Origin of the sequence: Cohaesibacter sp. CAU 1516, assembly GCF_005771485.1 — a bacterium.
Classification (GTDB): Bacteria; Pseudomonadota; Alphaproteobacteria; order Rhizobiales; family Cohaesibacteraceae; genus Cohaesibacter; species Cohaesibacter intestini.
Map to the genome: position 1 here is coordinate 1,469,518 of NZ_VANT01000001.1, position 22,392 is coordinate 1,491,909.

Genomic DNA, 22,392 nt, shown 5'->3' on the forward strand with positions numbered 1-22,392 from the left:
CTCTCATGCCCCATATTCAACATCTGTCGTCCAGATTCTGGGAACCAATTTCGTTTCTATCGCGTTGACGACACGAACAGGACGACGAACCGCTTAATCGCAGGTTAGTGATCCAAACACGAATTTGTTGACCAATGATCTGGAGTTTCGAACCATGAATCGCATGCTAAAAAGTCTTCTTCTGGCCGCCCTGCCCGTTTTTGCTCTTGCGACTTCCAGCGCGGCAAAACCGATTGATCGTGTTGAGATTGGCAAGCTTGATTGCGTTGTGAAGGGTGGCAAGGGCTTTATCATTCAATCAACCAAGGATCTGTCCTGCACCTTCAAATCGGCCAAAAGCGGTGTGCCGGACGAAGCCTATTTCGGCGTCATCAACAAATTCGGCATTGATATTGGCTCGACCGATCACGGCGTGATCTCGTGGCTGGTTCTGGCCCCAACCACCGACCGCTATCGCCCCGGCGCTTTGGCAGGTGACTATCGCGGCATCAGTGCGCAGGCCACGGTTGGCGTGGGGGCTGGTGGCAACCTGCTGATTGGCGGCTCTCGCGAAACCATTGCCCTGCAACCGTTGAGTGTTTCGGTGCAGACCGGGCTCAACTTCGCGCTGGCAATCAGTGAGATTGAACTGCGCACCCTCGCTGACTGACCGCCCATTTTTGGTGATAACGACGAGGTCGTATCAGACTGAGTGTTGAATGCGGTCTCGACAACCCAAACTGATTATCCATTTTGACACGCGACAGGAGTGTGTAATGTTTTCCGGCTATGGCCTTGCGGGCCTTCTCATCCTCTTTCTCGACATCTATGCCATCATCAAGGTGATTGGCAGCTATGAAAGCACGGGTGTCAAACTGCTTTGGATTCTGGGTATTCTGCTCTTCCCGCTCCTCGGACTCATTGTGTGGTTTTTTGCGGGACCAGGCGGCCGCCGTCCAGCCCGTCTCTAACGGGCTGATTTTTTCTCCCTCGGCGCCGTGATCGGCACTGTGATCAGAACCAACAACCCATTTGCCTCATAACGCCGCTCAATCGCGCCGCGCAACTCACCCCGGATATTGGCATCAATCAGCTTGGTGCCAAATCCTTTGTGACTTGGCGCTTCAACCGGTGTCTCGCTTCTTTCCTGCCAGACCAAAGACAATATCTGTTCCTTGCCTTTGGGTTCCAACGACCAACTGACCCGCAATGCGGTGTTGTCTTGCGCTACATCACTATATTTCAACGCGTTGGTGGCAAGCTCATGAAAGGTCAGCGCGAAGGCCTGCACCATGCTTTCATCAAGCTCGATTGTCGGCCCGGAAATCATACCCTCATACTGGCTGTCCCCCAGCACCTGTCCCAATTCCCGCGTTAGCAACTCCGCCAGATCCGCCCGCTGCCAGTGAGAGCGTGTCAGGGCATCCTGCGCATTGGCCATTGCTTGCAGGCGCGCGGTGAAACTCTCGGAAAAATCATCCAGATCATCGGAATGATGCGCTGTTTGCCGCGCCATTGCCAGAATGCGGGCAATGGAGTTTTTGATCCGATGCTTCATTTCTTGCAGCAACAGATCTTTTTCCGACAGGTTCTTCTGGGTCAGGCGCTGCATGGTGTGGGCGGTTTGCACCGCTCTCAATTGCGAATGCGTAATCCAGGCCAACATTGAGGCCATCAGGAAGAAGAGCCCGATCGCCGTATAAGGTGCGATATCCTGAATGTTAAGCGCAGTCTTTGGTTCCACCCGAATATCCAGCACCCACTTTCTGCCCGCCACATCGATCACCCGCGTGACCTGGGATGCAAATCGTTCCTTGTCATCGTAAAAGGCAGACTCGAACAGAATCCGGGATTTGTCATCCAGATCCTGCGCTTTTACGGCAATCGGCAGACGGGGGCGATCACCAAGAGCCGTTAGAAACAGATCCCCAGCCCTCAAGGGCGCATAGATCACACCGCGCAACGGTTTCTGCGCGATCAAGAGCGGTTGATCGTCGGGGGATTTGCTCCGCTCGGTCTGCTTTGACTGATCGCTGAGATAACGGCTATAGACCAAAAAGCCGGACTGCTTGATCGACGTGATTTCCTGCACCAGCTCGACGGGACCAGATGCGACCAACTCACCGGTTTCATATGCTTTCTGAATTGCTTCCCGGCGCACGGCTTCGGAAAACATGTCGTAGCCAATGGCAGCATGGTTGCGGGCATCAAGGGGTTCAAGCAAGGTAATGGTCGCGCGCTCGGACTGATCCGTCTCCGGCCAAACCTTGACGTCATAGTCATAGTCGCGCTGCAAGAGCGCATTCATGCTGGCATCTTGATCGACAGATATAGCTTCGGCAAAGCCGATCCCCTGCAGGCCGGGATAGTTTTCTTGCAGCCCCACACCGTCAATCATCCTGGCGAACCGCTCATGCTTGATGCGTGAAGGTGATGCGGAGAAAAATGCGTTGGTTGCACGCAACAGGGCAAAATGCTGCGACAAACGCAATGAAACCCGGTCAACCAACTGGCCGGCGAGATCTTCGGCCCGCATTTCCCGTGCCTGCTCAGCGCCATCATACAGCGTGAGCGAAATGCCGGTTCCGATTATCATGACCGTCGAGAAGACAATTGGGGCTATCAGTCTGTGCATGCAGTGTCCATTTCCGGGGCAGTCCTACCCGGGCATGAAGTTTCCCGACTGTCCCTAGCAACTGGTCGATTATAGTAACTACGCAACCAAATTGGCATTTAAAATTGCCTCAATCCCCGGCAAGTCGCGTTTTGTTGCGAAGGCTACAAATTCCAGAAATTTACTTTGAATTCAGGAACTTTGCTCCTTCTCACACGTTGATTGAATGAGGGTCACGCAGTGGTCCGTATCACCAACTAAGAATGGAGATCTGCTATGAACTGGAATCAGATTGAAGGCAATTGGGAACAATTCAAGGGCAAGGTGCAAGCTGAATGGGGTCGCCTGACTGACGACGAACTGGATGTGATCGATGGCAACCGCAAGCAGCTTGCCGGTAAGTTGCAGGAACGCTATGGCAAGCGTGAGGAAGAAATCGAACGCGATATCGAGCACTGGATTTCGCGGCAATAGACACTTTCTCACACTGTGACAGACCGAGTGTCTGAGAAGAAACGGAGCCATTTTGGGCTCCGTTTTCTTTTGTCTTTCTTCTTGTTGTCCCAGCGTTAGGTCAAAACTATTTCATTTCCAAAGATTGGATATGCCAATCAGATACGAAAAAAGCGTTTGTGATCTTTGTCACAAACGCTTTTTGAGGTCTCTTATGTGGGATCAAGGCCTAACGCCCGCGCACCAGATGCATGATCACGGACACGGCAAGGAAGGCAAGAAACAGGAAGAACAGGATTTGAGCAATACCGGCGGATGCGCCTGCAATACCACCAAACCCAAGCACGCCTGCGATGATCGCCACGACGAAAAACACCAAAGCATAATAAAGCATGTCATTTCTCCTTTGTGATACATATATGTAACGTTCAGACCGGAGAAATTGTTCCCTATTCCTTGGTATTTTTACTATACCCTTCCCTCAAAAAACAGTGCCTGACTAATCAGTGCCTTCACCATGTCTTCGTTGAAGGGTTTGGTGACCAGGAAGGTTGGTTCAGGGCGCTCACCGGTGAGCAGTCGTTCCGGATATGCCGTGATGAATATCACCGGAATATCACTGTCGAGCAGAATATCATTGACGGCATCGATCCCTGACGACCCGTCGGCGAGCTGGATATCGGCGAGAACCATTTTGGGCTTGTCATTGCTGTAAAGCACCATCGCTTCGGCGTGGGTGCGTGCAATGCCGGTGACGCGATGGCCAAGGCTTTCGACCATATGCTCGATATCCATGGCGATGAGTGGTTCATCCTCGATGATCAAGATGTCGGTTGCAACCTGCTTGGAAATCAGCTCGGAGGCCTCGGCAAGGACACCGGAAACGGCCTCAATCTCAATCCCCAAGACCGTGGCGATTTCCTCTGGATTGAAGTCCTCGACCACAGACAAGAGGAAGGCCTGACGCGGCACGGGCGGGACATTCTGCAAATTGGCCTGTGCCCGGCTTTCCCAACCAAAGGGCGAGTTTGCTAGCGGTACCTCAACATTGGCGCTACGATACAGATCGGAAAACAGCTTGTAGAGAGAAACTCGATCATTGCCAGTGTCGGGAAAGAGTGTCACATCCGCGATCATGGCTTGCAGAGTTGCGGCCACGAAAGCATCTCCGGATGTTTGGGATCCCGTCACGGACCTTGCGTAGCGACGAAGAAGGGGAAGATGCGCGGCAACACGGCTAGAAAGCGTCATCTGGAACAGTCTCCTTGATGCAATCGATCAGAAAATCGAAATTGGATTATAATGTCTCAATTCGCCAGCCGAAAAAAAGTTCCACGCCTAAGGGAACTTTTTTGCAAATGGGGCGTTTTTCAAGCAAGACCAAGCCAATTTTGTGGCCGGAGAAGGTGTTGTAAATGACAGACGGAAACAAAAATCCAGGCATCTTGACTGCTTCCGACATGCTGGGACGGACGGGACCGGGCAGAGATGCTCTGGATCCCAACAGTGCCATCGCTCAGAAGCTCAAGGCGCTCTATACACAAACTGAACAGGAAGCCATTCCGGATCGCTTCCTCGACTTGCTCGAGCAACTGGACGAAGCAGAACGTGCTGCCAATGCAAGTGGTAAGGGGTAAAAGATCCAATGGAAAAGACGGATATGAGCTTCAAACGGGAGATGCTTTCCGTACTCCCCAGCCTGCGGGCTTTTGCCATGTCGCTGTGCGGCAAGCATGATCGGGCCGATGATCTGGTTCAGGATACGGTGATGAAAGCGTGGTCGAAGCAGTCCAGCTTTGAACCCGGCACCAATATGCGGGCCTGGTTATTCACCATCCTGCGCAACGAATATTACAGCCAGATGCGCAAGGCCGGGCGAGAGATACAGGATAGTGAAGGCACCTTCACCAACAATCTTTCCATTCAGCCCGCCCAGCATGGCCAAATGGATCTGAAAGACTTCCAGCAGGCACTGGCCCAGTTGCCGGACAATCAACGCGAGGCGATCATTCTGGTGGGAGCTTCGGGCATGTCCTATGAAGAGGCCGCAGCCATTTGCGACTGCAAGGTGGGAACAATCAAAAGCCGGGTCAATCGGGCCCGTACCCATTTGCAGGAATTGCTCTCGCTGGATGAAGACGGAACCTACCAACCTGACAATTCATCTGCCTCGGTGGTATCGCAGCCCTTTGCCAGTTAGTGACTGATATTCCCAATCCTCCCTTTGATGACAGATCAACCCGATGGCCGTTTCTGGCCATCGGGTTATTTTTGTACCCAAACATGATGCGGCTGTTACCGACAGGCAAAAAGAAGCCTTCCATGCTGCACGCAACAGGAAGGCTCAAAGGAACAGACTGCCGTTGTTATGTCGTTGGTCGATGGCTGGAATGGCTATTCGCTATCGATGGCGCGTAACATCCAGAGGGCTTTTTCATGGAAGGAGAGCCGCGCAGTGAGCAGATCCTCCGTTACCAAATCATCGTTGACGCCGGCAAGTTTTCCTGCCCGGCGCATTGTGCGGACCAGATCCTCATGCATGGCGATGAGGTCTTCCACCATATCCTGCGCCTTGAGATCGCTGATATCGTCTCGATCCGGGGTGAAACTGTCAAAGCTCACGCCCTTCACCGGAGCAACCGCATCCAAGGCACGAATGCGCTCGGCAATCTCGTCTGTTGCGGCAAACAGGTCGGTGTAATGATCCTCCGTCAACTCATGGAGGGATTTGAAAAGCGGACCGACAACATTCCAGTGATAGATGTGGCTGACCACGGTCAGCTTGTAGGTCGAGCCAAGAATGTCGGACAAGGCTTCGGCCATGTCTTTGCGATAGGTGTCATCAAGGCCGTTATTGATGGGGGACGCCGAGGGGGACACTTGCAATACAGCTTGTACTGTCATGATCTTCCGTCCTTTCTAAGTGTGCATTCCACGCTGGATCTGCGGGCGATGAACGCCGCAACCGGTGGAATGCCGAATAAAAATTCGGGTTACTGAACCGGTGCGTGACTGGTTCATTTGGGGTCCGGGCGCTTTCGGCTGACATAACCGGCGGCAGCTATGCCGCTTCCCAGCGCCATCATCAGCAAGGGGGATGAACGAACCACCCGCAGAAGTATCTGCAGGGTTGCCATATCGCTGCTGGTAGCGGAACGCGCTGCGGCACGGATGCGCGCCCGTCGTTTGCGCCTTTTCGCAAGGGCATAAAGGACCAACGCGCAGGCAAGAAATGCGATTGCCGCCATGATCAACAACGCTTGCATCAGGCCAAGAGCCTGTTCCAGCCAAATGAACAATGCGAGCATCGCGAAGGCCAGTCCCAAGAGGCCGGCGAGGATGGCTGCCATCATCAGCAGCCCGTCCTCGACACCGCCCTTGAGCTCTCGCCTCATGCCAGGGCCGAGCATTTCGCCCAATATGGAGACAAAAGCCTGCATGATTTACTTACGCACCAAGAGGGCTGCCAGAAAACCGACACCTGCGGCCACCCCGACGGCGGCGAGCGGTTTCTTGCGGATTTCAAGCATCATACGGGCTTCGGCACGACCGACATCTTCATTGAGGTCCGTCAGTTTATCCTGAGCCTTCTCAACGGCGACCTTGGCGGCACCACGCGCTCGATCCTGAAGATTGATCACATCCTCGGTTCCGCGCTTTGCAAGCAGATCAGTGATCCCTTCGATATCACTGCGAAGCTGTTCGATCTCTTTGCTCAGATCAACTTCTTTGGCAGAATTGGTTTTGTTGGCAGCAGTAGCCATAACACACTCTCCTTTTTCGATATCAAGTTTTCACGTCTGTCGTCTTCGTTGTTCGTCAGACACCCAATCAATGCGGAAGTGCTGCCCATAGTTCCGAGAAATGCGCCGAAAATATTTTTGATTTTGTTTGGAACCTTCGGCCTTTTGGCGCGTTAAAAACAGGACTCACGCGCGCACGCTCATCCATGATGGACCTCGGCAGACAGGCATTGTGTTTGCTGCGAGTGGGACCGAAGCACTCCGAACGCTGATCATTTTCCGACTTGAGGCCACCAAAAGGATGATCCATTTTTCAGACCTGACAGAAGACCAGCGCGCCTTGGTGCAAGATCCAGCCCGTTTGAGCATTGCGCATCAGATCACTGGATCCGGCATCATTCCAGACACCGACTTTGACACGTTGATCGAGTTGATCCGCGTACAGAATGGGGCTGACAAGGCGTTCATTGCGCTGGTCGGGGCGACAACCGTTTCCTATCAGGCCTTCGCCAAAACGAAGGATTGCGAGATTAATCTGGCGGACGGCAGAGACATGATTGCCGTTGCCTGCCTGAAGAAGCAAGCGGGTTGGCAGCCGCCCTTTTTGGTGTCTGAAACGCAGCCATTTCAGGTCTGGGGTGTGCCAATCACGGTCGCGGCCCATGCCATTGGCTGTCTTTGTCTCGTATTTCCGGTCGACGCCTCTGGCCCTGATGACGAGCAGTTGATGCGCTCGACCCTGCTTGTTGCGTCGCTATATGAGATGAAAAAGTCGGCCCGTACTCGCGTGATGCAAAAATTCGACCTTTCCAGATCCAATATACGCTATGCGTTGGCGCTCAAGGCAGGCCAAGTGGCAACCTGGAGCTGGGACAAGGGCGAACAGGTCGTCGAATGCGATGCGAGTATGCGAGAGCTGATGTGCATCAAGGATGTCGGCACCATCACGACCCGGTCATTTCTCCAACATATAGACCGGAATGATCTGGCTCGCCTGAAGGAAGAAGCGAGCAAAATTGATGCCACGAAAGATGACCTGATCTTCGAGTTTCGAGCAAGAAACACCAACAACTACATTATGGTGATGGGGCATTTGTTCGAACGGGACGAAGATGGCCTGCCAAAGAAAGTCTTGGGTGTGGCCATTGACCTTACCGAGAGCAAGCGCAATGAGGCAAAGACACGCCTGTTGCTTCGGGAAGTCAACCACCGGGTGAAGAATATGCTCGCCATCCTTCAGTCTCTGGCCAGCCAGTCGCTGCGCAACACCCAGTCTCCGGAGCATTTCACACGTGCCTTTTCAGGCCGTCTTGCCGCGCTGGCAACATCCCACAGTCTGTTGTCTGATCAGGAATGGGACGATATTGATCTCGTCAGTCTGATCAAGACGCAGGTCAAACCCTATGCCAGCCATTATGCCGAACAGGTGTCCATTGAAGGGCAGCCGATCGCCATCAATGCAGATGCGGCCATTGCGCTGGGGCTTGTCATGCATGAACTGGCGACCAATGCCATGCAATTTGGCGCCCTCTCCTTGAGAGATGGAAGGCTTGAGATCTGTTTGAGCGCCCAATGCCTACCATCAGGCGAACAGGCGGCAACCATCCTCTGGAAGGAAAGTGGTGGTCCAGTGGTGAGAGAAGACAGGCGCAATGGGTTTGGGTCTGTGCTGATCGAACACAGCCTCAACAAAGTGGTTGGTAGCCAGGTTGACATTTCCTATCCCTCAAGCGGATTTGAAGCAAAAATCACACTTCCAATATAATTTCCCGCTCATTTAAAAATAAAAAATTTCAGAAATTCGGAACCATCTCCAATCCAGTTCGTTTTACTCCTGCAAGTCGAGAGGAATTGACGTTTACTTTTGAAAATAAACGTTTCGTTTTCTTGATATTCGCAAATAAATACAAGGAGAGAGATGATGAAGAATATTCTTGTTGCTACGACTGCTTTGGCCTCTGTGCTGGCGACCAACGTGTATGCGATGGACAACACGGCAAAAACCAAAGAAATGGACAAGGGTACCAAGATGGAAATGTCCGAGCCCATGGCTGGTACGGCCATGCAGTTCAGCATCTTTTCCAAAGACGTTTCCAAGGATGCAACCAAAAGCCAGAACGGCTATCTGGCTGCCACGCCGGGCCAGATTCTGGCTAGTGGCCTGATGGGCAAGACCGTCTATTCAACGATGAAGAACGAGTCTGGCGAACATCTGGTCATCGGTGATGTGAATGACATCGTTCTGGATGGTGACGGCACCGTGGATGCCGCAGTTGTCGGCGTCGGTGGGTTCATTGGTCTGGGCGAGAAAGACGTCGCGGTGAATTTCGACCGCCTGCAATGGATGAGTTGGGATGGCGAGCGTCGTCTGGTGATGGCATCCACCAAGGAAGAGCTTGAATCCGCACCTGAATTCAACCGTGACGGTGTTGAGAAAATGACCAATGCGAACTTGTTGGTGATCGACCAGAACAAGTTGAGTGCCGAGCAGCTGATCGGGACTGCCGTGTATGGTGAGAAACTGAATGAAATCGGTGAAGTCGGCGATGTCATTTTGGATTCCGATGAACAGGTAGACGCTTACATCGTTGACGTTGGCGGTTTCCTTGGCATCAACACCAAGCCGATTGAACTGGAAGCGGACAAGCTGAATGTCTATGCCGACGCCAAAGGTATTCTGCATGTCTATACCCCGTTCACTCAGGAGCAGCTGGAAAACATGCCTTCTTATGAGGAGACAGACCAGATTAGCCTCCTGAAATAACATCACCGGGCCATGTGCCCGTCGATGAAATGCTCTAAAGCATAAGAAAGAAGGCGCGGTCCGCGAAATGGTGGACGGCGCCTTCTTCTTGTTTGAGGCAAGTGGAGTCAGACCGTAACTTTGGCCGCGTCGATAATCCTGAGTTGCACCGAGGGACGCCCCTGCCAATAGTCAAGGGACAGGCTACCTGCGACATGAAGGGTCTGACCTCGATTGTCTAGCAACATTGCACCGATCGGCTCGTCGGCGGCGCGGAAGCAGATGGCTTTCAGTTTCCCGCCCGATTGATTGGCAATGGTACAACGCACATGCCCCCCCTGCCCGACCACATCGGCAAAAGCGATCTTGTGGGACGGAAAGACAAAAACCGGTTCAGGATTGCCTGCTCCAAAGGGGCCTGCCTTTTCCAGCAGATGGATCAGGTCTTCTGTTGCACCGCTTGCGGTTAGCGCCCCGTCGATCTTCAGGTCATCGAGCGCTCGGGCTTCTTTGACCTGCGTGCGGAGCTTTTGATCGAGATAATTCTTGAAGGGATCAATATCGTCCTTTTGAATGGTGAGACCGGCCGCCATGGCATGGCCGCCCCCCTTGACCAACAATCCATCTTCCACAGCCGAGCGGACTGCAGCCCCCAGATCCGTACCAAGGATCGAGCGTCCAGAGCCAGTTGCCGTTCCATCCGGGTTGATGGCAATGGCAAAGGCGGGACGACGGAACCTTTCCTTGAGACGGGATGCCAACAGACCGACAATGCCCGCATGCCAATCGGGACTTGACGTTACAAGCCCAGCTGCATCCGGGTCGGACATCAAGATGTGGTCGGCCTGTGCGATGGCTTCCTCGAGCATGATCTGCTCAAGGGCCTGCCGCTCCTTGTTGAGACGCTCAAGCTCGGCCGCCAGATGTTCAGCCCGCTCTGCGTCATCACAGGTCAACAAAGTGGCGCCAAGGGCCGCGTCGCCAATCCGGCCTCCGGCATTGATCCGCGGTCCAAGCAGAAAGCCCAGATGATAGGGCGTCACGGGTCCGGAAATGCGCGAGACAGCCTGCAAAGCTGACAGGCCGCAATTTTTGTTGGCCCGGATCACCATCAGGCCCTTGACGACAAACGCCCGATTGAGACCTTGCAACGGTACGACATCGCAAACCGTGCCAAGCGCTACCAGATCGAGCCAGCTCAAAAGGTCTGGCGGGGCACAACGGGATTGGTAAAACCCGCTTTGGCGCAAGGTGCGATTGATGGCCACAAGGGTCATGAAGGTGACGCCAACCGCAGCAAGATGCCCAAGGCCACTGACATCGTCATGCCGGTTCGGATTGACCAGCGCTGTGCATGGGGGCAGGCTTTCCCCCACCTGATGGTGATCCAGCACCACCAGATCCGTGCCGCGCTCCTTGGCCCGCTCAAGAGCGGCAAAGGAGGTGGCGCCACAATCAACCGTGATGATCAGCTTGTGCCCCTCATCAATCAGGTGATCAATGGCGTCAGGATTGGGGCCATAGCCTTCAAAAATCCGGTCCGGGATATAGATGTTAGCCTCACAGCCGCAATGGCGCAGGAACTTTGCCATCAAAGCACTGGATGTGGCCCCATCAACATCATAGTCACCGAATATCGCAATCTTGTCTCCTGCCTCTATCGAGCGGGCAATCCGGGCGCTGGCCGCATCCATGTCGGTCATGACCGAAGGGTCCGGCATCAGGCTCTTGAGGCTGGGGTCAAGGAAGTCCTTTGCGCTTTCCATCGTCTGGTCGCGCCCGACCAGCACGCGCGCGACAATTTCGGGAATGTCGCAGCTTTGAGCGATGGCGCTGGCCAACTCCATTTGTCGCACATCCAATTGCTCTACCCAGCGGCGTTCCTTGGCGGAGCAGGACACATTGAGATAGGCTTTGGCGTTGCAGGCAGAAGGAAGCATGGTGGCCGCGTTTCTAAAGAGGAATCGGTTGGGTTGGCGGAAATCTAGCATTCCACATCGCAACAAACAGCAAAAAGGCGGGCACAAGGCCCGCCTTTTTTCAAATCGGTCACAGCCACAAGCGGGCTGTTGATCAATCGAGATGGAATTTCTCGAACTGGCGATGCTCACCCTTGATGTAGCGCACGGTGCCGGTGGTGGAGCGCATGACGACCGTGTCGGTCTTAATAACGCCGCGGCCAATTTTCACGCCATCGAGCATGTTGCCATCGGTCACACCGGTTGCTGCGAAGGTCACGTCACCACCAGCCAGTTCGATCATTTCGAACTTTTTGGAAGGATCAGCGATGCCCATGCGAATGGTCCGTTCGCGCTGTTCTTCACTGTTGATCACCAGACGGCCCTGCATCTGGCCGCCGATGCAGCGCAGGGCAGAGGCCGCCAGCACACCTTCAGGCGCGCCACCAATGCCCATATAGATATCGATGCCGGTTTCGTCGGGATCGGTGGTATGAATAACGCCCTGCACGTCACCATCGCCAATCAGGCGAATGGCGGCACCGGTCAGGCGGACTTCCTCGATCAGCTTGGCATGACGGGGACGATCGAGAATGCAGACATTCAGTTCACTGATCGGCACACCCTTGGCATTGGCCAGTGCGGTCAAATTTTCAATGGGTGTGCGATCGAGATCTACGAGCCCTTCGGGGTAGCCCGGACCGATGGCGATCTTGTCCATGTAAACGTCTGGTGCATTGAGCAGGCTGCCTTCATCGGCAATGGCGATAACGGCAAGTGAGTTCGGCTGGTTCTTGGCGCAAAGGGTGGTGCCTTCGAGCGGATCAAGCGCGATATCGACCTTCGGGCCGAGCTTGTTGCCGACCTTCTCGCCGATATAGAGCATTGGAGCTTCATCGCGCTCGCCCTCGCCGATCACGACCGTACCGTCGATCGGCAGCTGGTTGAGTTCGCGGCGCATAGCGTCAACAGCGGCCTGATCGGCCTCTTTTTCGTTGCCCTGACCTCTAAGGCGGGCAGCGGACACAGCGGCGCGTTCAACAACACGAACGATCTCAAGGGTCAGAATCCTGTCGAGAACTGCGGCTTCTCTAATCTCACTCATTGTGTTTCCCCGTGAACCAATGCTCTGGATGCGGATGCATCCAATAAAAAAATAAGTCCTTATAGTCTTTCTATTCTAATCATTTGCGGCGACGCCAGAATATGACCGTCTTTTTCTATCGCGTCGAGGGCTTTACGCACAGCTTCCTCAGTCGTCTCATACGTTAGGAGTATGACATCTTTGGGCTTTTCCTGCGACAAACTGTTCACATCGGTTTCCACGATCCTGGAACGGCCACGACGCTGAACGATGCTTTCGAGGGAAATCTCGCACTCTGCCATGCGGCTGGCAATGGAAGCAAAGGCGCCAGGGCGATTCTTGACCGTCAGACGAATGTAATAGCCGCCTTCATGGGTACCCAGACTGGATGAGCTGTAAGGCTTCAATGCGCTGACAGGGCGGCCGAGTGGTGCAACCTTCAAACCGCGGGCGATGTCGATAATGTCGGCAACCACGGCAGAAGCGGTTGCGTCGCCCCCTGCTCCCGGACCGGCCAGAGTAATCGACCCGACGGCATCGCCATCAATGGCGACTCCGTTGGTGACACCGGAGACCTGCGCAATTTCGGATTCCTTTGGCACCATGGTTGGGTGCACGCGCTGTTCGATGCCCGAGTTGGTTTTCTGGGCAACCCCCAGCAACTTGATCCGGAAGCCTAGATCATCAGCCGCCATGATGTCGGCAATGCTGATCGACGTGATGCCTTCAAGGAAGATCGACTCCGCATCAATCTCGGTGCCGAAGGCCAGACTGGTCAAGATGGCCAGTTTATGGGCTGTATCGTTGCCTTCAATATCAAAGGTCGGATCCGCTTCCGCATAGCCGAGGCGCTGGGCATCGGCCAGACAGTCCTCAAAGCTGATCCCATCCTCTTCCATCCGGGTCAGGATATAGTTGCAGGTGCCGTTCATGATGCCATAAACGCGCGAAATATTGTTTGAGGTGAGCCCTTCACGCAGCGCCTTGATGACGGGGATCCCCCCGGCAACGGCAGCTTCGAAGTTGAGCGAAACCCCATTTTCTTCGGCCAGACGGGCGAGCGCGTTGCCATGTTTGGCAAGCAGCGCCTTGTTGGCGGTGACCACATGCTTGCCGCTTTCCAGCGCGGCACGAACAGACGCCTCGGCGGGGCCATTGTCGCCGCCGATCAGCTCGACAAACACATCGATGCTATCGCTCTTGGCCAAGGCAACCGGATCATCAAACCATTCGAAGGCCGACAGCTCCACGCCGCGATCCTTGTTGCGGCTGCGGGCTGTAATGGCGGTAATCTGCATGGTGCGTCCGGCTTTTTGGGCCAGTTCGTGATCCAGAGCTTCAAGGCGTTTGATAACAGAAACGCCGACCGTTCCAAGGCCTGCGAGGCCTAGCTTCAGGGGTTCGCACATTTGCAGATCTTCCAGTCTCTTCTTCATTATCTTGGCGGTATCGGGTCGGTAGATGGCTACTCGCACGGCAAAAAGGACCGTACTGAAGCCATAACCCGCTTGCGCAGGGTGCCTTGATGCTATCCGGCAGACCGGTCCAGCGTCAATTCACTCTGGGGCAGATCAAAGCTGCATGCATAACAAATCGGCAAAACGCCGCAATTTTGCATGTCTTCAGCATTTGATACATACGCAAGGCGAAACGGGTCCGCAAGGTCAATCTGACGGCGATGGCGTCATTTGACCTTACGGATACCCGCTGCATGTCTTATTGTGTATCAATCACTCGGAATTGGACAGAAAACGACGGATATTGCGCGCCGCCTGACGAATGCGCTGTTCGTTTTCAACGAAGGCAAGGCGCACATACTCGTCGCCATATTCCCCGAACCCAACGCCCGGCGCGACAGCCACATGGGCCTTTTCGACCAGTTGCTTGGCAAATTCGAGCGAGCCGATTTCGCGGAACTGTTCTGGTACAGGCACCCACGCAAACATGGTCGCATTGGGGCTGGGGATCGGCCAACCGGCACGAGTGAAGCTTTCCACCATCACGTCGCGACGGGCGCGATAGATATCGCAGGCTTCCTGAATGCAATTGTCGGCACCATTCAAGGCCGACGCTGCCGCCACCTGAATGGGCGTGAAGGCACCATAATCGAGATAGGATTTCACACGGGTCAGAGCCGTGATCATCCGCTCATTGCCCACGGCAAAGCCCATGCGCCAACCCGGCATCGAGAAGGTCTTGGACAGGGATGTGAACTCGACCGCGATATCCTTGGCGCCGTCCACCTGCAGGATGGAGGGAGGCGGATTGTTGTCAAAATAGATCTCGGCATAGGCGAGATCACTCAGAACCATGATGTCATGTTCCTTGGCCATCCGGATCACTTCCTTGTAGAAGTGCAGATCGACCGTATAGGCGGTCGGGTTGGACGGGTAATTGACGATCAGAGCGATCGGTTTTGGAATCGAGTGGCGCACGGCGCGATCGATTGCCCGGAAGAATTCTTCATTTGGCTCAGCCGGCATCGAGCGAACGACGCCGCCGGACATGATGAAACCAAATGAGTGAATCGGATAGGTCGGGTTCGGAACCAGAACCACATCGCCGGGGCTGGTGATGGCCTGTGCCATATTGGCAAAGCCCTCTTTCGAGCCGAGGGTCGCGACGATTTCCGTATCCGGGTTCAGCTTGACGCCAAAGCGACGCTGATAATAGGCAGCCTGTGCCTTGCGCAGCCCCGGAATGCCTTTCGAAGTCGAGTAACGATGAGTGCGCGGATCGAGCACGGTTTCCGTCAGTTTTTCGACAATATGCTTCGGGGTTGGCAGATCAGGATTGCCCATACCGAGATCGATGATGTCCGCGCCCGCCGCTCGCGCCTTCGCCTTAATCCGGTTCACCGGTTCAAAGACATAAGGAGGGAGGCGGCGAATCTTATGGAACTCATCCATTGCTAGGCTCCTGACAAAATTTGGAGAATTGGGTGGCCGAGGCCGTGAAAATGCTACCGAAAATGGCCAACTTCATGGCGCATTGTCACTTTAATTTTGTCTTTTTGCACATGCAATTTGCAATTGGTCGTGAAAATGCGCGCGCAAAGAGGACGGTGATCGGTGCAAACACCAAGCATTGAGATCAGCGATTGAGGGCTTCGAGCTCATTTTCGAGCTTGCGGCGCTCCTCTTCGGTGCGCAGATTGTCCTGACTAGTGGAAAGATCCTCGATGGTGGGATAAATTCCGTCGTCCGCGTCAGCCTGATTGAGCACCTGCAACGAATAGCGCAACTGGGATGGGGCCTGCTGGTTGACATATTTGTTGAGCCGGTTTTTCTCAACCAACAACTTTTCATCCTTGGCGACAGGTTTGGGCTCGATGACAGGCAGCGCCTTGGCCTCGACAACGGGATCTGCCAGATCCGGGTTGGTTGCCAAACACCCAGACAGCAGCAGCAGGGCACAGCACGCGGCAATCATCTTGCCGGTGGAATGCGCATGCCGTGTCATCAGGTTGTCTGCTTTCATCAACATTATGGTCGCCTTGTCGGATCGCCTCTTGGCGTGCATGTGGGGTCTATGTTTTTCAAATCAATATGTCCAGACAAAGCCATAGAAGCCAAAAGGCACTTTTTATCACAAGAAGAGTGTCTAATATTCTGATGAAAGTTCGATTAATTTGAATTAGTCTAACTATCGAGGGTTTGCCTTGTTGTTCCCCCTTGTCACAATGGGGTGAAATGCGCCTATTATGACAATCGATCTTGGGTTGCATGGGAATGTCAGGCGGTTGTCTACATTGCCCTTCGCGCAATGCCATCACGCGCCTCTCGGTCGAGAGGCATGGATTGCAGGGAAAGCAACAAGCGAGAAGCGGGGTTTATATGTCGGGTGAAGACAACAAAGACGGTGGGAAATCCACTGAAGGCCAGAACAAGGATGCGCCCGACGGGGCCGACAACCAAACGCCGCAAGCCAGCCACTTCATGCAATATATGGTCCATGACCCCGAAAAATTCGCCACCAACTTCGCCCGGATCGTCGAGGAAGCAGGCAAAGCTGCCTCTGCTTATCTGAAACCGCGGGAAAATGGCAAAGATGACCATACGGTCGAAGCGGTCAACCAGATGGTGCGCACATTCGGCAAGGTTGGTGAATATTGGACCTCAGATCCGCAGCGCGCCATGGAAGCGCAGACGCGACTGTGGGGACGGTATATGGATTTGTGGGGCCAGTCGGTTCGCAAAATGATGGGAAGCGAAGAAGCTGACATCGAACCACCTGCCAAAGACGATCGCCGGTTCAACGACCCTGAATGGGACCAGAACCAGTTTTTTGACTTCATCAAACAACTTTATCTGATCACATCGCATTGGGCGCAGGATATGGTCGAGGAAGCCGAGGATATTGACGCCCATACCAAGCACAAGGCGCACTTCTATCTCAGTCAGGTGGTCAATGCGCTGTCTCCTTCCAACTATGTCTTCACCAATCCCGAATTGCTGCGCGAAACCATGCAGAATGACGGTGAGAATCTGATCAAGGGCATGCAGATGCTGGCCGAAGACATCAAGGCTGGCGGTGGCGATCTGATCATTCGACAATCGGACAATTCGGTCTTCAAGCTGGGTGAGAATATCGCGGTGACCGAAGGCAAGGTGATTGCCCAGAGTGACGTTTGTCAGGTCATTCAATATGCCCCGATGACTAAGGAGGTGCTCAAAACCCCTCTCCTCATCGTGCCGCCCTGGATCAACAAATTCTACATTCTCGATCTCAACGAGAAAAAGAGCTTCATCAAGTGGTGCGTGGAACAAGGCCACACGGTTTTTGTCATTTCATGGGTCAATCCCGATGAAACACTGAGGGAAAAGGATTTCCTTGCCTATATCGAGGAAGGCATCCTGTTTGCGATGGATGCGGTGCATAAGATCACTGGCGAGCGCAAGGTCAATGCGATTGGCTATTGCGTCGGCGGCACCCTGTTGGCCACCGGCATGGCCTATATGGCGGCCCGACGGATGGCGCGGCTCAACTCGACAACCTTTTTCACCACGCAGGTCGATTTCACTCATGCGGGCGACTTGAAAGTCTTTGTCGATGAGGAGCAGCTGGACGATCTCGAAGAGCAGATGAACAAAGCGGGATTTTTAGATGGCAAGTCGATGGCAAGCGCTTTCAACATGCTGCGCTCCAACGATCTGATCTGGCCCTATTTCATCAACAATTACATGCGCGGCAAGGAACCCTTCCCGTTTGACCTTCTTTATTGGAACGCCGATTCCACGCGCATGACGCCTGCCAATCACGCCTTTTACCTGCGCAAATGCTATCATGAGAATGCATTGGCAAATGGCCAGATGGAAATCGGAGGCAAGAAGCTGGATCTGTCCAAGATCAAGGTGCCAATCTATAATCTGGCTACCGCAGAAGACCATATTGCCCCGGCCAAGTCGGTCTTCAAGGGTAGCAAGCTGTTTGGTGGACCGGTTGATTTCGTCCTGTCGGGCTCCGGTCACATAGCCGGTGTGGTCAATCCACCAGACAAGGAAAAGTATCAATTCTGGCGTGGCGGTCCAGTCGAAGGAACGCTTGAGGAATGGAAGGCAGCTGCAAAAGAAACGGCAGGATCGTGGTGGCCTGACTGGCATCAATGGGTTTTGCTGCATGGGGACAAGACCGTGCCTGCGCGTGCCATCGGTGGCGGCAAAGTGGCGCCGATTGAAGATGCTCCGGGAAGCTATGCGTCCAAACGCTATGGCTAGCAAAAGCACAAGACCATCCAGTCGCTTCTTGTTACTCAGCGCAAACAACGAGCCCCCTTGTCTCTAGACACGGGGGGTTTCTTTTGCCGCCCTATACTTGTCTGGATTGCCTCATCCGACAGGTCTGTCATCAAACCGTTGCGCGTTTGTCAAAGGACTTTCACATCCGCGTCATGGCGGCTTCATCGTTCGGTCCTTAGATGCCGTCTTTATCGGCGCCCTGCGCTGCCCCCCGGATTCCATACTCGAGAGCAATCATATGCGGAAAATTGTTGTCACTTCTCTTCTCGCCGTCTGTCTGGCGACCCCAGCCCTGTCCGGCGACCTGGTTCTTTATACCAGTCAGCCAAATCAGGATGCCCAGCAGACCGTTGACGCCTTCATGGCCGCCAACCCTGATATCAAGGTCACTTGGGTGCGCGATGGCACCACCAAGGTCATGGCCAAATTGCAGGCCGAAATCGCGGCTGGCGATGTACGCCCGGACGTCTTGCTGATTGCCGACACGGTGACGTTGGAAAGCCTGAAGCAGGAAGGTCATCTGCAGGCCCACAAATCCGACTTTGCCGCAGCCTATGATCCCGCGCTTTATGATGCGGAAGGCTTTTACTATTCAACCAAGCTGATCACCAGCGGTATCGTCTATAATACCGGTGTCAAGGATCAGCCCCAAAGCTGGCAGGATCTGGCCAAAGGCGACATGAAAGGCATGATTGCCATGCCAAGCCCACTTTATTCGGGCGCGGCGCTGATCCATCTGGCAACCCTGACAGGCAATGACCAGTTGGGATGGGACTATTATGAAGCATTGGCAAAGAATGATGCACGTGCCAAGGGTGGCAATGGTGGCACATTCAAGGCCGTCGCGTCTGGCGAAAAGCCATATGGCGTGGTTGTCGATTTCCTCGCCATCCGCAATAAGGCCAAAGGCTCCCCGGTTGAGTTTGTTTTCCCCAAAGAAGGCGTTTCCTACGTCACGGAGCCGGTCGCCATTCTGAAAACCGCCAAGAATGTTGAAGCCGCGCAGAAGTTTGTCGACTTCCTGCTGTCTGATGCAGGCCAGCAGCTGGTTCTGGATCAGGGATATATTCCAGCCAAGTCTGACATGGCTGTGCCTGCCGGCTTCCCTGCTCGCGATCAGATCAAGCTGATGGCATTTGATCCTGCCGCTGCCCTGAAGAATGCCGATGACAACAAGAAACACTTTGCCGAGTTGTTCGGAGTGAAATAATGCCCCCACGCCCTATTGGGTATGGTGGTGTATTTCACACATTTACTGGCCGGTCTTCTGACCGGTCAGGCCTTTTTCTACCCATTCTTGCCCCGATCATCACCCTGTTATGCCTGGTTCCGATCCTGCGTCTGATGCTTGAAGGCGTCTTGATCGATGGCAGTTTTTCATCGGATCATTTGCTTTCGGTCTTTCAGGCATCCCAGACCTGGTACGCGACGTGGCACTCGGTATCCATTTCGGCTCTGGGAACGCTGATCGCGCTGTTGCTTGGTGGGCTGTTTGCCTTTCTTGTGGCGTTGACCAACATCCGGGGCAAGACCGCTCTCGTCTTTTGCTTCATGTTGCCGATGATGATCCCGCCGCAGATCACCGCCCTGTCATGGCTGCAATTGTTTGGCCCAACGAGTGCTCTTCTAAAGATGCTGAACCTTGCCCCACCGCTGGGCTCGCCTCAGCCGCTCTATTCCTTTCAGGGTATCGCGCTGTTGTTGGGCATCCAGCATGGGTCGATCATTTTCCTGATCTTGCGGGCGGCGCTCCGCCAACTGCCGCGTGAACAGGTCGAAGCAGCACGGCTGGCTGGTGCTTCGAGCTGGCAGGTCTGGCGCGATATTGTGCTGCCAATTACCAGCCCTGCGTTGATTGCCGGTATCGCCATGACCTTTGTCACCGCAATAGGCAATTTCGGCATTCCTGCGATGTTGGGCATTCCGGCCAATATCCAAATGTTGCCGACCCTGATTTACTCGAAACTATCCTCTTTTGGCCCGTCGATCCTGTCGGAAGTGGCCATATTGGCGATCCTGATCGGGCTGATTGCCACGATTGGCGTGATGCTGCATCACTGGCTGGTTCGGGGCAAATCCTTTCGGCTGCATGGGGTGGTAGGGCGGCCTTTGGCCTTATCGCTGGGGCGCTATCGTCTGGCGGTCGAGCTGGGACTTTGGGCTTTGCTCGGCATTATCTTTGTCATTCCGATGCTGGCGTTGATTTCGGCCTCTCTGGTGCCTGCTTTTGGCCTGACGCTATCAGCAGAAACGGCCAGCCTTGAAGCCTATCGCGAAGTGCTGTTCCGCCAAGGGGCAACGATTCGGGCCTTTGGCAACAGCTTTGCCCTTTCGCTTGGCGCGGCCCTGATGCTGTTTGCTCTCACCGTGCCGCTTGCCTATGGCATGAACCGGGAGAAGAACCGGCTGGCCTATCTGCTGAATGTTTTGGTCGAGGTGCCCTATGCCCTGCCGGGGATCGTGTTGGCCATTGCCTGCATCCTGACTTTCCAACGCATTCCGCTGATTGACGTTAGTCTCTATGGCACGCTGGCAATCATCTTCGTTGCCTATCTGGCGCGGTTCTTTGTCATATCACTGAGACCTGTCCTCAGTTCTTTCCAACAGATGGACCCCAATCTGGAAGAAGCGGCACAGGCCTGTGGTGCTTCACGTGGGCGAAGGATCATCGACATCCTGCTGCCTGCAGTGGCTCCATCCGCCGCGGCGGGCGGTTTGCTGGTCTTTCTCACGGCCTTTAATGAGTTGACCGTGTCCGCGCTTTTGTGGTCCTCGGGCAACGAGACGCTTGGGGTGATCATTTTCAATCTGGATGACAGTGGCGACAGCGTGCTCGCCTCTGCTGTTGCCGTGCTGGTGGTCGCCGTCATTCTGGTGCTGATGGCGCTGGTCGAACTGCTCGGCAACCAATTGCCCAAAGGAGTGGTTCCATGGCGAAGCTGAGTTTTGATCGTGTCAGCAAACGCTTTGGTGATGTTGATGTCCTCAAAGCGGTGTCTCTCGATATCGAAGATGGGGAGTTGATAGCCCTGCTCGGCCCGTCCGGTTGCGGCAAGACCACCATGCTGCGGCTGGCGGCCGGATTTGAGCATCCCAATGCCGGAATCATAGCAAAGGACAATGCAATCCTTTCCAATGAAAGCATTCATCTGGCGCCCGAAGAGCGCAATATGGGCATTGTCTTCCAGTCTTATGCGCTCTGGCCCCATATGTCGGTGGCCGACAATATCGCCTACCCTTTGAAGATACGCCGCGTATCACAGCGTGAGCTGGACGAGACCCTGTCGATGGCCTTGGATGTGGTGTCCCTGACTAACTTTGCGGACGCCTCACCCTCCACCCTGTCTGGCGGTCAACGCCAAAGGGTGGCGCTGGCCCGTTGTCTGGTGATGAATCCCGATGCGGTGCTGCTTGATGAACCTCTGGCCAATCTGGATGCCCATCTTCGCGAAGTGATGCAACAGACCTTCATGGACTTTCACGCCCGCACCCAAACCACAATGGTCTATGTCACCCATGATCAAGCAGAAGCGATGGCGATGGCGGACCGGATCGCCGTGATGTTTGATGGCGAAATAGCACAGGTGGCCAGACCACAGGATCTTTACCAGCAGCCAGCCAACGAACGGGTCGCCCGTTTCATCGGTCAAAGTGCCATCCTGACTGGTCATCTGGAGGGCTGCGGAGGTGGTGCGACACGAGACGTGGTCGTCAATGGACAGGTCTTCAAGGTGCGCCAAAGCGAAAGCGTGAACGGGCTCGCAGATGCCAGTGCTGTGCGTGTCTGCGTCAGACCCGAGCATGTACAGCTGCATCAGGAGTGCGGGTTGGCTGCGCGCGTGAGTGGTTGTTCCTATCTGGGCGAACGCTACCGCCTGCATTTGCAGATGCCGGACGAGACATCTGTCGCAGCCTATGCCAACCAACCGGCAAAAATTGGAGAAATGCTTCGCTTCACCTTCACCGATGGCTGGGCCTTTGGTCAGGCCGTGGCTTAGATGCGCGTGCAAATCCTCGAACTCAGCATCGCATTTTGAGGAACGTATCATTTCTTCTGTTTTTGTTTGAACCGATCGCTGC

At 54.4% G+C, this 22,392-nt stretch carries 23 protein-coding genes; 12 read left to right on the forward strand and 11 right to left on the reverse strand.

The annotated features are described in order from the left end of the window. The first annotated feature begins 154 nt into the window (after window positions 1-154). Both FDK21_RS06685 and FDK21_RS06690 read left to right on the forward strand, forming a co-directional pair. Window positions 155-649 carry a DUF992 domain-containing protein gene (locus FDK21_RS06685; protein WP_245418539.1) on the forward strand — a complete coding sequence of 165 codons (495 nt, stop codon included), beginning with the start codon at window positions 155-157 and terminating at the stop codon, window positions 647-649. A gap of 106 nt (window positions 650-755) precedes the next feature. Next, window positions 756-950, forward strand: coding sequence for a PLDc N-terminal domain-containing protein (locus tag FDK21_RS06690; RefSeq protein ID WP_114011262.1), 195 nt, complete (start codon window positions 756-758; stop codon window positions 948-950). Here the strand turns inward: FDK21_RS06690 and FDK21_RS06695 are convergent. Continuing rightward, on the reverse strand, window positions 947-2,614 hold the full coding sequence (locus tag FDK21_RS06695) for a CHASE domain-containing protein (protein ID WP_114011263.1): 1,668 nt from the start codon (window positions 2,612-2,614) through the stop codon (window positions 947-949). The genes FDK21_RS06690 and FDK21_RS06695 overlap by 4 nt on opposite strands. Window positions 2,615-2,869: 255 nt before the next feature. Here FDK21_RS06695 and FDK21_RS06700 point away from each other — a divergent pair, with 255 nt between their 5' ends. Continuing rightward, window positions 2,870-3,067, forward strand: coding sequence for a CsbD family protein (locus FDK21_RS06700; protein ID WP_114011264.1), 198 nt, complete (start codon window positions 2,870-2,872; stop codon window positions 3,065-3,067). Window positions 3,068-3,275: 208 nt separating this feature from the next. On the opposite strand, the gene FDK21_RS06705 is transcribed toward FDK21_RS06700, so the two are convergent. Then, a complete protein-coding gene (locus FDK21_RS06705) occupies window positions 3,276-3,440 on the reverse strand; it encodes a DUF1328 domain-containing protein (protein WP_114011265.1) in 165 nt (54 codons plus the stop codon). Between the two features lie 74 nt (window positions 3,441-3,514). Next, window positions 3,515-4,297 (reverse strand): response regulator, encoded by a 783-nt coding sequence (locus FDK21_RS06710; RefSeq protein WP_138147880.1) that lies wholly within the window; start codon window positions 4,295-4,297, stop codon window positions 3,515-3,517. 209 nt (window positions 4,298-4,506) lie between these two features. Between FDK21_RS06710 and FDK21_RS06715 the strand changes: the two genes are divergently transcribed. Then, the gene (locus FDK21_RS06715) at window positions 4,507-4,683 is read left to right on the forward strand and encodes a NepR family anti-sigma factor (protein WP_157967775.1); all 177 of its coding nucleotides are present in this window, start codon (window positions 4,507-4,509) and stop codon (window positions 4,681-4,683) included. An 8-nt stretch (window positions 4,684-4,691) separates the two neighbouring features. Next, window positions 4,692-5,246, forward strand: coding sequence for a sigma-70 family RNA polymerase sigma factor (locus FDK21_RS06720; protein ID WP_114011268.1), 555 nt, complete (start codon window positions 4,692-4,694; stop codon window positions 5,244-5,246). A gap of 194 nt (window positions 5,247-5,440) precedes the next feature. Here FDK21_RS06720 and FDK21_RS06725 read toward each other — a convergent pair whose 3' ends face one another. The 3 genes from FDK21_RS06725 to FDK21_RS06735 form a co-directional block, all read right to left on the reverse strand. Next, on the reverse strand, window positions 5,441-5,950 hold the full coding sequence (locus FDK21_RS06725; RefSeq protein ID WP_138147881.1) for a DNA starvation/stationary phase protection protein: 510 nt from the start codon (window positions 5,948-5,950) through the stop codon (window positions 5,441-5,443). Between the two features lie 113 nt (window positions 5,951-6,063). Continuing rightward, window positions 6,064-6,486, reverse strand: a complete 423-nt coding sequence (locus FDK21_RS06730; protein WP_138147882.1) for a hypothetical protein — start codon at window positions 6,484-6,486, stop codon at window positions 6,064-6,066. A 3-nt stretch (window positions 6,487-6,489) separates the two neighbouring features. Next, window positions 6,490-6,810 carry a DUF883 family protein gene (locus tag FDK21_RS06735; protein ID WP_138147883.1) on the reverse strand — a complete coding sequence of 107 codons (321 nt, stop codon included), beginning with the start codon at window positions 6,808-6,810 and terminating at the stop codon, window positions 6,490-6,492. Window positions 6,811-7,090: 280 nt separating this feature from the next. Here FDK21_RS06735 and FDK21_RS06740 point away from each other — a divergent pair, with 280 nt between their 5' ends. Both FDK21_RS06740 and FDK21_RS06745 read left to right on the forward strand, forming a co-directional pair. Continuing rightward, complete coding sequence (locus FDK21_RS06740) at window positions 7,091-8,554, forward strand: sensor histidine kinase (protein WP_138147884.1); 1,464 nt, start codon at window positions 7,091-7,093, stop codon at window positions 8,552-8,554. A 156-nt stretch (window positions 8,555-8,710) separates the two neighbouring features. After that, the gene (locus FDK21_RS06745; protein ID WP_171021964.1) at window positions 8,711-9,553 is read left to right on the forward strand and encodes a PRC-barrel domain-containing protein; all 843 of its coding nucleotides are present in this window, start codon (window positions 8,711-8,713) and stop codon (window positions 9,551-9,553) included. 107 nt (window positions 9,554-9,660) lie between these two features. Here the strand turns inward: FDK21_RS06745 and recJ are convergent, their stop codons facing one another. From recJ to FDK21_RS06765, 4 genes are all read right to left on the reverse strand, one after another. Continuing rightward, the gene (gene recJ, locus FDK21_RS06750) at window positions 9,661-11,472 is read right to left on the reverse strand and encodes a single-stranded-DNA-specific exonuclease RecJ (protein ID WP_138147885.1); all 1,812 of its coding nucleotides are present in this window, start codon (window positions 11,470-11,472) and stop codon (window positions 9,661-9,663) included. A 133-nt stretch (window positions 11,473-11,605) separates the two neighbouring features. Then, window positions 11,606-12,595: a class II fructose-bisphosphatase gene (gene glpX / locus FDK21_RS06755; protein WP_114011275.1), complete on the reverse strand. Its 990-nt coding sequence runs from the start codon at window positions 12,593-12,595 to the stop codon at window positions 11,606-11,608. A gap of 59 nt (window positions 12,596-12,654) precedes the next feature. Next, complete coding sequence (locus FDK21_RS06760; protein WP_114011323.1) at window positions 12,655-13,983, reverse strand: homoserine dehydrogenase; 1,329 nt, start codon at window positions 13,981-13,983, stop codon at window positions 12,655-12,657. Window positions 13,984-14,304: 321 nt separating this feature from the next. Continuing rightward, the gene (locus tag FDK21_RS06765) at window positions 14,305-15,483 is read right to left on the reverse strand and encodes an LL-diaminopimelate aminotransferase (RefSeq protein ID WP_114011276.1); all 1,179 of its coding nucleotides are present in this window, start codon (window positions 15,481-15,483) and stop codon (window positions 14,305-14,307) included. 32 nt (window positions 15,484-15,515) lie between these two features. Here FDK21_RS06765 and FDK21_RS20585 point away from each other — a divergent pair, with 32 nt between their 5' ends. Next, the gene (locus tag FDK21_RS20585) at window positions 15,516-15,665 is read left to right on the forward strand and encodes a hypothetical protein (protein WP_157967772.1); all 150 of its coding nucleotides are present in this window, start codon (window positions 15,516-15,518) and stop codon (window positions 15,663-15,665) included. Window positions 15,666-15,667: 2 nt separating this feature from the next. On the opposite strand, the gene FDK21_RS06770 is transcribed toward FDK21_RS20585, so the two are convergent. Next, window positions 15,668-16,060: a hypothetical protein gene (locus FDK21_RS06770; protein WP_138147886.1), complete on the reverse strand. Its 393-nt coding sequence runs from the start codon at window positions 16,058-16,060 to the stop codon at window positions 15,668-15,670. A 452-nt stretch (window positions 16,061-16,512) separates the two neighbouring features. On the opposite strand from FDK21_RS06770, the gene phaC reads away from it, so the two are divergent. The 4 genes from phaC (at window position 16,513) to FDK21_RS06790 (ending at window position 22,310) form a co-directional block, all read left to right on the forward strand. Next, the gene (gene phaC / locus FDK21_RS06775; protein ID WP_171021980.1) at window positions 16,513-18,291 is read left to right on the forward strand and encodes a class I poly(R)-hydroxyalkanoic acid synthase; all 1,779 of its coding nucleotides are present in this window, start codon (window positions 16,513-16,515) and stop codon (window positions 18,289-18,291) included. A gap of 259 nt (window positions 18,292-18,550) precedes the next feature. After that, entirely contained in the window at window positions 18,551-19,522 is a 972-nt protein-coding gene (locus FDK21_RS06780) for an ABC transporter substrate-binding protein (RefSeq protein WP_138147888.1), read from the forward strand. Further along, window positions 19,522-21,255 carry an iron ABC transporter permease gene (locus tag FDK21_RS06785; protein WP_138147889.1) on the forward strand — a complete coding sequence of 578 codons (1,734 nt, stop codon included), beginning with the start codon at window positions 19,522-19,524 and terminating at the stop codon, window positions 21,253-21,255. The genes FDK21_RS06780 and FDK21_RS06785 overlap by 1 nt, the downstream gene beginning before the upstream one ends. Beyond that, the gene (locus FDK21_RS06790) at window positions 21,243-22,310 is read left to right on the forward strand and encodes an ABC transporter ATP-binding protein (protein ID WP_114011280.1); all 1,068 of its coding nucleotides are present in this window, start codon (window positions 21,243-21,245) and stop codon (window positions 22,308-22,310) included. The genes FDK21_RS06785 and FDK21_RS06790 overlap by 13 nt, the downstream gene beginning before the upstream one ends. Window positions 22,311-22,392: the final 82 nt, after the last annotated feature.